The 11,782-nt window shown below is 72.4% G+C and carries 12 protein-coding genes and 1 riboswitch; of the genes, 8 read left to right on the top strand and 4 right to left on the bottom strand.

The features are described from left to right. Nucleotides 1-196 precede the first annotated feature (196 nt). Nucleotides 197-409, top strand: coding sequence for a hypothetical protein (locus ACGF3I_RS17700; RefSeq protein WP_393132948.1), 213 nt, complete (start codon nt 197-199; stop codon nt 407-409). 19 nt (nt 410-428) lie between these two features. Continuing rightward, complete coding sequence (locus ACGF3I_RS17695; protein WP_393132947.1) at nt 429-1,136, top strand: DUF4191 domain-containing protein; 708 nt, start codon at nt 429-431, stop codon at nt 1,134-1,136. A gap of 76 nt (nt 1,137-1,212) precedes the next feature. On the opposite strand, the gene ACGF3I_RS17690 is transcribed toward ACGF3I_RS17695, so the two are convergent. Further along, nucleotides 1,213-1,680 carry an RDD family protein gene (locus ACGF3I_RS17690; protein WP_393132945.1) on the bottom strand — a complete coding sequence of 156 codons (468 nt, stop codon included), beginning with the start codon at nt 1,678-1,680 and terminating at the stop codon, nt 1,213-1,215. 209 nt (nt 1,681-1,889) lie between these two features. Here ACGF3I_RS17690 and glnA point away from each other — a divergent pair, with 209 nt between their 5' ends. Together glnA and ACGF3I_RS17680 are read left to right on the top strand one after the other, a co-directional pair. Further along, nucleotides 1,890-3,299, top strand: a complete 1,410-nt coding sequence (gene glnA / locus ACGF3I_RS17685) for a type I glutamate--ammonia ligase (RefSeq protein ID WP_393132943.1) — start codon at nt 1,890-1,892, stop codon at nt 3,297-3,299. A 181-nt stretch (nt 3,300-3,480) separates the two neighbouring features. Further along, a complete protein-coding gene (locus tag ACGF3I_RS17680; RefSeq protein ID WP_393132941.1) occupies nt 3,481-5,424 on the top strand; it encodes an ABC transporter ATP-binding protein in 1,944 nt (647 codons plus the stop codon). A 50-nt stretch (nt 5,425-5,474) separates the two neighbouring features. Here ACGF3I_RS17680 and ACGF3I_RS17675 read toward each other — a convergent pair whose 3' ends face one another. Then, entirely contained in the window at nt 5,475-6,584 is a 1,110-nt protein-coding gene (locus ACGF3I_RS17675) for a HoxN/HupN/NixA family nickel/cobalt transporter (RefSeq protein WP_393132938.1), read from the bottom strand. Nucleotides 6,585-6,612: 28 nt separating this feature from the next. Beyond that, nucleotides 6,613-6,811, bottom strand: a riboswitch (cobalamin riboswitch). A 182-nt stretch (nt 6,812-6,993) separates the two neighbouring features. On the opposite strand from ACGF3I_RS17675, the gene ACGF3I_RS17670 reads away from it, so the two are divergent. After that, nucleotides 6,994-7,380: an ArsR/SmtB family transcription factor gene (locus ACGF3I_RS17670; RefSeq protein ID WP_393132936.1), complete on the top strand. Its 387-nt coding sequence runs from the start codon at nt 6,994-6,996 to the stop codon at nt 7,378-7,380. A gap of 160 nt (nt 7,381-7,540) precedes the next feature. Here the strand turns inward: ACGF3I_RS17670 and ACGF3I_RS17665 are convergent, their stop codons facing one another. Further along, nucleotides 7,541-7,822: a hypothetical protein gene (locus tag ACGF3I_RS17665; RefSeq protein WP_393132934.1), complete on the bottom strand. Its 282-nt coding sequence runs from the start codon at nt 7,820-7,822 to the stop codon at nt 7,541-7,543. Between the two features lie 118 nt (nt 7,823-7,940). Between ACGF3I_RS17665 and ACGF3I_RS17660 the strand changes: the two genes are divergently transcribed. Further along, nucleotides 7,941-8,300, top strand: coding sequence for an ArsC/Spx/MgsR family protein (locus ACGF3I_RS17660; protein WP_393132931.1), 360 nt, complete (start codon nt 7,941-7,943; stop codon nt 8,298-8,300). 114 nt (nt 8,301-8,414) lie between these two features. On the opposite strand, the gene ACGF3I_RS17655 is transcribed toward ACGF3I_RS17660, so the two are convergent. After that, nucleotides 8,415-9,329, bottom strand: coding sequence for a Gfo/Idh/MocA family protein (locus ACGF3I_RS17655; RefSeq protein ID WP_393132929.1), 915 nt, complete (start codon nt 9,327-9,329; stop codon nt 8,415-8,417). 276 nt (nt 9,330-9,605) lie between these two features. On the opposite strand from ACGF3I_RS17655, the gene glnII reads away from it, so the two are divergent. Next, entirely contained in the window at nt 9,606-10,637 is a 1,032-nt protein-coding gene (gene glnII, locus ACGF3I_RS17650; RefSeq protein ID WP_393132926.1) for a glutamine synthetase, read from the top strand. Between the two features lie 370 nt (nt 10,638-11,007). Beyond that, nucleotides 11,008-11,607, top strand: coding sequence for a winged helix-turn-helix domain-containing protein (locus ACGF3I_RS17645; RefSeq protein WP_393132924.1), 600 nt, complete (start codon nt 11,008-11,010; stop codon nt 11,605-11,607). Nucleotides 11,608-11,782 lie beyond the last annotated feature (175 nt).

Below are 11,782 nucleotides of genomic sequence, written 5' to 3'. Positions count from 1 at the left end.
TCGTACCGTCCCCGCAGGTCGGGGTACGCGTATGGGCCGCGTCAGCGTTTGCGGGGTCCGCGTCAATGTTTCATGGGGGTTTGACCGTTCGGACACGCCCTGGTAACACCAATCAGTGACTCTGGCTTTACGCACCGCACACACCCCCACGCCCACCGTCCGTTCCGACTTCCCGTCCCGAGGGGGGACCTCGACGATGCAGGCCGCTACCGCTCCGCAGACCGTGCGAGCCACCACGCTTCCGTCCGTCACCGGCGCGCTGCGCGCTATGGAGTCGCTCATCATGGGCTCCGGGCAGCGCACCGCCCGCCGCAACGCCTGGACCGCGGTCCTGGAGGACCGGCGCCGGGCCAAGGACCGCGTCGAGGCCCAGCACGTACTGGAGGCCGTGGCCACCCGCCGCCCTTAGGCCACGTAAACTTCCTGGTATGGCGAGGAAGGCAACCGCAGAGAGCGCTGCGAACGATGCGAATGCGGGGCGACTGAAGCAGATCGCCCTGACCTACAAGATGACCCGCAAGGCCGATTCCAAGATCGGACTTGTCATCGCCGGCGTGGGAATCGTCGTCCTCGGCGTCTTCCTCGCGATCGGCTTCCTGCTCGGGCACCCGGTCTATCTCGGCATCCTGGGTCTCCTGGTGGCCGTGCTCGCGATGGCGATCGTCTTCGGGCGACGGGCCGAGCGCGCGGCGTTCGGGCAGATGGAGGGCCAGCCGGGCGCCGCGGCGGCCGTGCTCCAGAACATCGGGCGCGGCTGGACCACGACCCCGGCGGTGGCGATGAACCGCAGCCAGGACGTCGTGCACCGGGCCGTGGGCCGGGCCGGCGTGGTCCTGGTGGCCGAGGGCAACCCGAACCGGGTGAAGTCCCTGCTGGCCGCCGAGAAGAAGAAGATGGCCCGCATCGTGGTGGACGTCCCCGTGCACGACGTGATCGTCGGTGACGGCGAGGGCCAGGTGCCCCTGAAGAAGGTGCGCACCACGCTCCTGAAGTTCCCCCGCGTGCTCTCCGGCCCGCAGGTGACCGCGGCCAACGACCGGCTGCGCGCCATGGGCGACCTGATGAGCAACATGCCGCTGCCGAAGGGTCCGATGCCCAAGGGCTCCCGGATGCCGCGCGGCGGAAAGATGCGCTGACCTCACCTCGTACGCATACGAAGGCGGCCCGGACCGAGTTGGTCCGGGCCGCCTTCCGACGTTGCGGGGCCGTTCCTCAGATCCTGACCTGCACCGCGCGGGCCAGACGGTCGTGCAGGCCGCGGCCGTCGCGGTCCCAGATCAGCGCCGGGATCGCCAGGCACAGCAGCACGGTGCGCACCAGGACCCGGACGATGCCGAGCCGGCCGCCCTCCTCGGCGACCACGCGCAGCCCGAGCAGCCGCTTGCCCGGGGTGAACCCGACGGTGCCGACCGTCAGCACGCCGAGTACGAAGAACACCAGGAGCGCCCAGTTGTTGGCGGCCCGCGGGTCGCCGTGGGCGATGAGCTGGTAGGCGATCAGGGCGCACAGGCCCCAGTCGATGAAGATGGCGCCGAAGCGCCGGCCGAGGGGGGCCACGGAGCCGGGCCCGTCCTTCGGCAGACCGAGCCGCTGGCCCCGGTAGCCGAAGTCGACGCCCATCTCCTCGGCGGCCGCGCGGGGCCCCGAGAGCCACGATCCCATTGCTTGCCTGTTGTCCACGGATCCCACGGTACTGCGCCCGTTTTCGATCACTTCCGCCCGGGTCGGCCTTGGCGCCGTCGCCACCTGGCCGGTTAACTTGGGCGAAACAAACGGGTCACGCTTGAGAAATCCCGTCTGCCTATGGTCGGGTCCAGCGTGTGCCCCCGCACTGGCCGCACGACCGAGCTGCAACCCCGCCCCTCCCGGGTGGGAGTAGGAGGAGTTGGATGTTCCAGAACGGCGACGACGCGAAGAAGTTCATCGCGGACAACGACGTGAAGTTCGTCGACGTCCGGTTCTGCGACCTGCCGGGCGTGATGCAGCACTTCACGATTCCCGCGAAGGCGTTCGACGCGGACGAGGAGCTGGCCTTCGACGGTTCGTCGATCCGCGGCTTCCAGGCCATCCACGAGTCCGACATGGCCCTGCGTCCGGACCTGTCCACGGCCCGCCTCGACCCCTTCCGCCGTGACAAGACGCTGAACATCAACTTCTTCATCCACGACCCGATCACGGGCGAGCAGTACAGCCGCGACCCGCGCAACATCGCCAAGAAGGCCGAGGCCTACCTCGCCTCCACCGGCATCGCGGACACCGCGTTCTTCGGTCCCGAGGCCGAGTTCTACGTCTTCGACTCGGTACGTTTCGAGACGTCCGCGAACCAGGGCTTCTACCACATCGACTCCGAGGCCGGCGCCTGGAACACCGGTGCGGAGGAGAACAACCGCGGTTACAAGGTCCGCTACAAGGGCGGCTACTTCCCGGCCCCGCCGGTCGACCACTTCGCCGATCTGCGTGCCGAGATCTCCCTGGAGCTGGAGAACTCCGGCCTCCAGGTCGAGCGCCAGCACCACGAGGTCGGCACGGCCGGCCAGGCGGAGATCAACTACAAGTTCAACACGCTGCTCGCCGCGGCCGACGACCTGATGCTCTTCAAGTACATCGTGAAGAACGTCGCCTGGCGCAACGGCAAGACCGCCACCTTCATGCCGAAGCCGATCTTCGGCGACAACGGCTCGGGCATGCACGTCCACCAGTCCCTGTGGGCCGGCGGCGACCCGCTGTTCTACGACGAGCAGGGCTACGCGGGCCTCTCGGACATGGCGCGCTACTACATCGGCGGCATCCTCAAGCACGCCCCGTCGCTGCTCGCCTTCACCAACCCGACGGTGAACTCCTACCACCGCCTGGTGCCCGGCTTCGAGGCCCCGGTCAACATGGTGTACTCGCAGCGCAACCGCTCCGCCGCGATGCGCATCCCGATCACGGGCTCCAACCCGAAGGCCAAGCGCGTCGAGTTCCGCGCCCCGGACCCGTCCTCCAACCCGTACCTGGCCTTCTCCGCGCTGCTGCTCGCGGGCCTCGACGGCATCAAGAACAAGATCGAGCCGGCCGAGCCGATCGACAAGGACCTCTACGAGCTGGCCCCCGAGGAGCACGCCAACGTCCAGCAGGTCCCGACCTCGCTGCCGGCGGTCCTCGACGCCCTGGAGGCCGACAACGAGTACCTCCAGGCCGGCGGTGTCTTCACCTCCGACCTGATCGAGACGTGGATCGACTACAAGCGCACCCACGAGATCGCCCCGATCCAGCTCCGCCCGCACCCCCACGAGTTCGAGCTGTACTTCGACCTCTAGGCCCCCCGGCCGCACGGCCCCGCGCCACCGAGCCCCGCCGCCCCTCCCCGGGCGGCGGGGCTCGCCGCGTTCCGGTTCGCTCCCCGGCGTGCTCCCTCCCACCGGGTGGACCCCCGCCCACCCCGCCCCCGCCGGACGGCATCTGCGGGAAGGTGGGGGGATTCCTAGGGCTGGGGGCGGCATGGCGGAGGTTGTCGGGGAGCGCGGGGCCGGGGAGCAACTGCGGTACCGGTCGAGCTCGTTGGAGGATTCGCGGCGGCGGCCGGTCACCACCCGGACCATGGCGCGCAGGCTGCCGCAGCTCATGCGGCGGGCGCTGGCGCTCGGCTGGCGGGTGGACCGCAGGGCGGTGGTCCTGCTGCTGTGCTGCCAGGCGTTCTCGGGGTTCTTCGAGGCCTTCGGGCTGCTCGCCACGACCCGTACCATCACCGCCCTGATCGCGAGCGGCGACATCGCGCACCGGCTGCGCGACGCACTGCCCTCGATCGCGGTACTGGCCGGAGCGGCCGGGCTGCGGGCGCTGCTCGGGATCGTGGTGGCGAACATCTCCGGCCGGCTCTCGCCCCGGATCTCCCGCGAGGCCGAGATGCAGATGCTGGCCGCCGCCGTACGGGCCGAGCTGTCGGCGTACGACGAGCCGGGGTTCAACGACAAGCGCGAGGCCGCCGACCGGGGCGCCGAGGTGGCCCAGCAGCTCCTGACCGACTCGCAGGACCTGATGGCGTGCCTGGCCTCGCTCGTCGCGGCGGCCGGCGTGGTGACCGTACTGCACCCGGCCCTGCTGCCGCTGCTGCTGCTCGCCGCGCTCCCCCAGGGCATCGCCGGCGTACGGGCCGCGCGGGTGCACTACGAGGCGTCGCGGGCGATGAGCGCCGAGCGGCGCACCCTGAGCCTGCTGCGCTGGTTCGTGATCGACAAGGACACCGCCGACCAGCTGCGGGCCGGCACGATGGCCGACTTCCTGCTCGAACGCTACCGGGCCATCGGACGCCGGGTGGACGCCGCGACCGACCGGGCCGCTCACCAGGGCGCCCGCTACTCGGTGCTCGGCGCGCTGGCGGGCGGGCTCGCCGCGGGCGTGGTGTGGGCGGCGCTGGCCTGGCTGCTCGGCTCGGGACGGATGTCGGTGGCCTCGGCCGGCACCGCGGTGTTCGCGCTGCGTACCGTGTCCTCCTCGCTGCACGGCGCCGTCGGCTACGGCACCCGGCTGTTCCGCACCGGCCTCTACCTGGACGACTGGGCGGAGTTCATCGAGGAGGCCGGCGGCCACCGGATGGCGCGCGGCACCCTCGCCCCGCCCCCGCCCGAGGTGGTGCGGGCCGAGTCGCTCACGTACCGCTATCCCGGCAGCGAGCGGCCCGCCCTGGAGAAGGTCACGCTCCAGGTGCGCAGGGGCGAGGTGCTCGCGCTCGTGGGGGAGAACGGGTCGGGCAAGACCACCCTCAGCAAGCTGCTCACCGGGCTCTACCTGCCGAGCGAGGGCGCCGTGACCTGGGACGGCGTCGCGCTGGAGGAGTGCGATCCGCTCGCCCTGTGGCGCCGGACGGCCGTGGTGCCGCAGGACTTCGCGCACTGGCCGATGTCCGCCCGTGACAACATCACGCTCGGCCAGCCGCACGGCGGCGACGCGGCGGTGACCCGGGCGGCCGTCGCCTCCGGCGCCGCGGAGGTCGTCGACGGGCTCCGCAGCGGACTCGACACGCTGCTCGCGCGGGAGTGGTTCGGGGGCGTGGAGCTGTCCGGCGGGCAGTGGCAGCGGATCGCCATCGCCCGCGCCTTCCACCGGCCCGCCGGTCTGCTCGTGATGGACGAGCCGACGAGCGCCCTGGACGCCCGCGCCGAGCACCGCATCTTCACCGGCCTGCGGGCCGTCGCCCGCGACCGTGCGGTGGTCCTGGTGACCCACCGCCTGGCCAACGTCGCCGTCGCGGACCGCATCGTGGTGCTCGACCACGGCCGGGTCGTCCAGGAGGGCACCTTCCCCCAACTCGTCGCGCGGGAGGGCCTGTTCAGGGAGCTGTGGCTGCTGCAGAACGACCGGGGCACGAACGGGGCGAACGGCACGGGCAGCACGAGCGGCGCGGGCGGCGCGGGCGGCACGGGCGGCACGAACGGCACCGGCTGAGCCCGGGGCACCCGGTGCTCAGCCCCGCCCCGCCCCGGGGCACCCCGCGCTCACACCCGTCCCGCCGCCCACTTCTGCTCGACGTTCCCCAGCCGCCAGTACGCCAGCGCCGCCGCCCACACCACCACGAAAAGACCGACGATCACGAAGCCGACGTTGTCCAGGTCAAGGGCCGCGATCCAGCCGCTCACCGGGTCGGTGAGGTCGAACTTCTCGTGCATCACGCCGACGAGTTCGATGGTGCCGATGAAGAAGGCCACCGCGATCGACAGGCCGGTGATGGTGAGGTTGTAGTAAACCTTGCGGACCGGGTTGGAGAACGCCCACTGGTAGGCGAAGTTCATGAACGTGCCGTCGAGCGTGTCGAACAGGCTCATCCCCGCCGCGAACAGCAGCGGCAGGCACAGGATCGCGTACCAGGGCAGTCCGGCGGCGGCGCCCGTGCCGGCCATCACCATCAGGGTGACCTCGGTCGCGGTGTCGAAGCCGAGACCGAAGAGGAAGCCGAGCGGGAACATCTGGCCGGGCCGCGAGATGGACTTGGTGAAGCGGCCGAGGACGCGGTTCATGAACCCTCGTGAGTCCAGGTGCGCTTCGAGCTCCTTCTCGTCGTACGCTCCCGAGCGCATCGCACGGAACACCTTCAGGATGCCGAACAGGGCGACCAGGTTGAGCGCGGCGATGAGGTAGAGGAAGGAGCCGGACGCGGTGGTTCCGACGATGCCGAGCACCTGGTGGGCGCGGGAGTCCTCGTCCATCAGGGTGCCCGCGAGCTGGGCGCCCCCGGCGACGAGGCCGGCCATGACGACGACCACGCTGGAGTGGCCGAGCGCGAACCAGAAGCCGACGGAGACCGGCCGCTTGCCGTCGGCCATCAGCTTGCGGGTGGTGTTGTCGATGGCCGCTATGTGGTCGGCGTCGAAGGCGTGCCGCATACCGAGGGTGTACGCGGTGATGCCGAGTCCGATGCCGTACGTCTTGGTGCCCACCGCGTAGTGCGCGGGGGCGACGAGCAGGAACAGGACGCCGAAGGCGACGACGTGGAGGGCGGCTATCACCGCGAGGAGGACGGCGGTGCGGAGGGTGTCCTCGCGTCGCCAGCGGAAGGAGGGCACGGCGAGGGTGCCCGGGTCGGGGGACGTGCGAACGGGCAGGGTCATGCGGGTCACGCTCCAGCACCTCGTGGATCACTTCGTGAGATGCCGCGGCCGGTCTCCTGGCTGACGGGTGGGTGCCGTCGTCCCGGCCTTCCCGGTCAGGTGGATCCTGGCCAGTGGCGCGCTGGGGGACGACCGCTCCCCGGAACCCCGGGAAACCCGATCACAGTGGCGAGGGCCGCTCCGGTTTCGCACCGGTCTTCCCGAACACCACGGCCAGCCCACCCTAGACGCAGGGGAGTTGCCCGCACAGCTGCACAGCTGTGCAGGTATCGAAGATCACACATCACCGCCTCCCGCCCTCGCGCGGGCACGGGGAACGGCGGGAGGAAGCGGGCGGGAACCGCGGGAGGAAGCGGGCACGGACCGCACCCGGCCGGGAACCGGGGGCGGGCCCTGGAAGGATGGCCGCATGCATCTCGTCCCCGCCGACCGCGCAGGCCACCGCACCATCGACGGCCACCGGGTCTGCGAAGCCATCGCGGCCATCGGCGCCCCGGACCGGGTGCGGGCCTGGGCCGACCGGTTCGCCCTGCTCGCCGACGCCAACCGGCTCGCCCTGCTGCTCGCCCTGCACCGGGCGGGCCCGCTCGCCGTCTCCGACCTGGCGGTGGCCACCGGCATGCGCGACCCCGCCGTCTCGCAGGCGCTGCGGCTGCTGCGGGCGGCCGGGACGGTGGCCGGCGAGAAGGAGGGCCGGGTGGTGCGCTACCGCATCGTCGACGGAGCGACGGCGCGGCTGCTCGACGAGTACGGCGAGCAGGGCGGGTCGGACACATGGGACGCGCTGGACGAATAGGGCAACTGCCCCAAGTGGTTTGTCGGCAACGTCAGTTGAGGTAACCCCGGGAAGAGTTGGTCAGGGGCGTACCGCGGACGCGACGGCCCGGCCGGGGCCGGACCGCCGCTCGGCACTCCTCCTCACCCGGCGACGGACGCGAAGCCGCGCCCCGCCCGGCTCAGCGGCCGTCGTAGATGAGCGCACGCACCATGCGGCACGTCGCTTCCGAGGGCGGGTGGACGCCGATCAGCGCGGCCACCGCGCGTATCGCCCGGTCCGGCGCCTGCTCGGGCCGGTAGACGCCCGTGTCGAGCAGGGCGATGGCCAGGCGCATGGCCTTCAGACGCCGGTTGTGGGACTCGTACCACGCGCGCGGACGCCCGGCGGGCAGCGGCACCTTTCGCAGGGGCTGGAGGGACAGCTGTTTCGGGGCGTGCGAGGTGAGTACGGCAGCGGTCATGGGCATCCTCCTGGGCAGTCGGGAACCCTCACTTACTGCTTCGATTTTACTGGGGGGCACTGACAATCGCCCCTGGCCAGACCGGCTTTGGGGAGCGGGCCCGGGTACCCTGGCGGCCATGGAGATCTGGATCAACCCGGCCTGCTCGAAGTGCCGCAGCGCGGTGGACCTGCTGGACGCGGAGGGCGCCCGGTACACGGTGCGCCGCTATCTGGAGGACGTGCCCTCGCCCGACGAGATCCGCGCCGTGCTCGACCGGCTCGGCCTCGAACCGTGGGACATCACGCGTACACAGGAGGCCGACGCCAAGGAGCTCGGGGTCAAGGACTGGCCGCGGGACGCGGACGCCCGCGAGCGCTGGATCTCCGCGCTCGCCGAGCACCCCAAGCTGATCCAGCGCCCGATCATCACGGCGGACGACGGCACGGCGCTGGTGGCCCGCAGCGAAGAGGCCGTCCGCGACGCACTGTCCCGCTGAGGCGGGGCGGGGCTGGGGGGCTCGGCTGGGGGTGCGGCCCGGGGCGGCGGGGTGCGGTCCTGCCCGGGCCGCCCGGTACCGGCCGCCCGCACCGGCCCCCGCCGGCCCCGCCCCTCAGCGGCCCCGGCCCCGCCCCAACTGCGCCTCCGCGTCCGCCAGAAGCTCGGTCACCCGGGCGCCGAACCGGGCGTCGCACGGGTGCGGCACCCCCGTGCGGGCCGCTTCGAGCAGGGCGTCGATGGCGCTCGCGAACGCGTCGAGCGCACCGCCCCAGCCCGGCATGACCTCGTGGCCCGCCTCGCCCAGGAGCGACACCTCGACGCCCGCGGCGGCCGGCGGCGCGGTGAAACTCAGGTCGGCCGTGCTCGACGCGCCCGAGGCGTGCCGCAGGACCAGGTGGGCGGTGTCGCCCGGGCCCGCCGCGGCCGTCAGGCCGGTGACCTCGCCGAGCACGCCGGTCAGGACGGCCAGCGCGTGCGGGCCGACGTCCCAGAGCGCGCCCTTGTCGCCGCGCCAGGGCGAGGCCGCGTAGGGGCTGCGCTCGGCGCCCGGGGTGAACAGCGACCCGTACCAGCGGGCGTGGCCGGTGAACCAGCCGCCGGCGGCGGCCTGTCGGGCCACCCAGGCCGCGGTCTCCTCGGCGAAGCGCAGCGTGAAGAAGACGACGGAGGCGACACCGGCGCGCTCGGCCGCGTCCGCCACCTCGTGGGCGCCGGCCACCGTGGTGGCGACCGGCTTGTCCAGGAGCAGCTGGCAGCCCGCCGCGGCGGCGCGCACCGCGAGCGGGGCCTGGACGTCCGGCGGCAGGGCGAACGCGACCGCGTCGCAGTCCGCGAACAGCGCGTCCGCGTCCTCGTAGACCGCCACCCCGTGCTCGCGCGCGATCACCGCCGCCGCCTCCGGCCGCCTGCCCCACACCCCTGCGAACGCGACGCCCGGATGCCTGGCGAGCGCGGGGGCGTGGGTGGCCGCGGCCCAGGGGCCGGTGCCGAGGAGACCTATGCGAGGGGTGCTGGCGGTGTGGGTCATGGGACCAGTGTGCCCCGAGTGACGTACGGGGGCGCCGACGGCGGGACGGGGCCCGCGACGTATACGAACCGCCGAGACCTCCGGTGCCGTTCTCGGACGATCCGCACAGGAACGGGCCTCCGGGCCGCTTCCCGCGGCCCCAGGTAACACCGGGTTCACATACGGGCAACGGACGGGAAATCCCGGGGTGTGAGGCTGCGGGGCATACAGCAGCGCCGCAGCGTGGCAGCGCGCAGCACTCCCAGCTCCCGCAGCTCCCCGCAAAGGATGGCTTCCGTGACGTACAAGGCCGAGTACATCTGGATCGACGGCACCGAGCCGACCGCCAAGCTCCGTTCCAAGACGAAGATCATGGCCGGTTCGCCCGTCGCCGCCGAAGAGCTGCCCGTCTGGGGCTTCGACGGGTCCAGCACCAACCAGGCCGAGGGCCACGCATCGGACCGCGTCCTGAAGCCGGTCTTCTCCTGCCCGGACCCGATCCGCGGCGGTGCGAACGTCCTGGTGCTGTGCGAGGTCTTCGACATCGACGGCACGCCCCACGCCTCCAACACCCGTGCGCTGCTGCGCCCGGTGGCCGAGCGGTTCGCCGGCCAGGAGGCGATCTTCGGCATCGAGCAGGAGTACACCTTCTTCGACGGCGCCCGCCCGCTCGGCTTCCCCGTGGGCGGCTTCCCGGCCGCGCAGGGCGGCTACTACTGCGGCGTCGGCGCGGACGAGATCTTCGGCCGCGAGATCGTCGAGAAGCACCTCGACCACTGCCTGGCCGCGGGTCTGAGCATCTCCGGCATCAACGCCGAGGTCATGCCGGGCCAGTGGGAGTTCCAGGTCGGCCCGGTGGGCCCCCTCGAGGTCTCCGACCAGCTGTGGATCGCGCGCTGGCTGCTCTACCGCACCGCCGAGGACTTCAACGTCTCGGCCACCCTGGACCCCAAGCCGGTCAAGGGCGACTGGAACGGCGCGGGCGCGCACACCAACTTCTCCACGAAGGCGATGCGCGAGGGCTACGACGCGATCATCACCGCGTGCGAGGCGCTCGGCGAGGGCTCCAAGCCGATGGACCACGTCAAGAACTACGGCGCGGGCATCGACGACCGCCTGACCGGTCTGCACGAGACGGCGCCCTGGGACCAGTACAAGTACGGCGTCTCGGACCGCGGCGCCTCGGTGCGCATCCCCTGGCAGGTCGAGGTGGACAAGAAGGGGTACATCGAGGACCGGCGTCCCAACGCCAACGTCGACCCGTACGTGGTGACCCGCCTCATCGTCGACACCTGCTGCACCGGTCTGGAAAAGGCCGGCCAGGTCTGATCCGGAGCCCCAACTTCCGCAAGGGCGCCCGCCGTTGCCCGGCGGGCGCCCTTCGGCATGCCGGCGCCGGGGCGGGGGCGGATTCCGGTCACGCTGCGCCAGGAGTCCGTACCAGTCCGTGGGAGGGGGCTGCTGCGCCGGACGGATCGTCTGGTTGAATGGGGACATGACCAGCCTCCAGAGCCCCGCGACAGGTCGCACCGACCTCGAGCCGTTCTGGCCGTCCCGTCAGGACCACGACTTCGACCGGGTGTGTTGCCGCGCGACGAACGCGCCGGCCCTCTAACGCCTCGATCCACTCCAGGCCTTCGGCCCGCGCGCCACGACGTACGTCCCCGACGACTTCCTCGCGCGAAAGAGCTGACCCCTCATGGCGAACACCCGTACCCTCCCGACGCCCGACGCCACCACCCCCCTGCCCCTGGGCCGCAACCGGCTGCGAGCCGTGGACCGCGACGAGGTGGCCCGGCCGGCCGCCCCCCGCGTCGTCGACTTCCTGCCGCCGGGCGCCACCTGGCTGCCCGCCCCGCAGCACACCCTGCCCGCCGTGCCGGGCCGCCCCGCGATGGTGGGCTACCTGGTCCTGGTCCCCGCCGACCAGCAGCCCCCGCTGCTCGCCGCGGCCCCCGAACCCCTGACGCCCGTGCCGGTCGGGCCGGGACCGCAGGAGCCCGGCGCGAACGGCGGTGACGCGCTCGTACGGATCGACACCGTGCGCCGCACCGCCGAGGTGGACGGCGCGCGGCTCGACCTCACGTACCTCGAATTCGAGCTGCTGGCCCATCTGGTCGCCCACCCGCACCGGGTGCACACCCGCGACCAGCTGGTCACCACCGTGTGGGGCTACGGCCACGTCGGCGACGGCCGCACCGTGGACGTCCATGTGGCGCGCCTTCGCCGCAAGCTGGGCGCCCGGCACCGCGGCGCGATCCAGACCGTGCGCCGCGTGGGCTACAAGTACGCGCCCTGACACGGGAGTTGGCGGCGCGGGCGGGGCCGACTCGTCCGATCCCCCGCCGCGTGCCCTCCCCTCGCGCCGTGCGGCCCGCGCTCACGGGGTGTCGCCGGCACCACCCCCGGCCCGGGGGCGGAGCCCAGTGACCGCGGGCGCCGGGCCCGGCGACACTGGAGGCCGGCCACCGGCA

This window comes from Streptomyces sp. NPDC048111, assembly GCF_043202815.1.
GTDB lineage: Bacteria > Actinomycetota > Actinomycetes > Streptomycetales > Streptomycetaceae > Streptomyces.
Note: the sequence above shows the minus strand (reverse complement) of the source record. Positions and strands in the feature narration are given on the sequence as shown.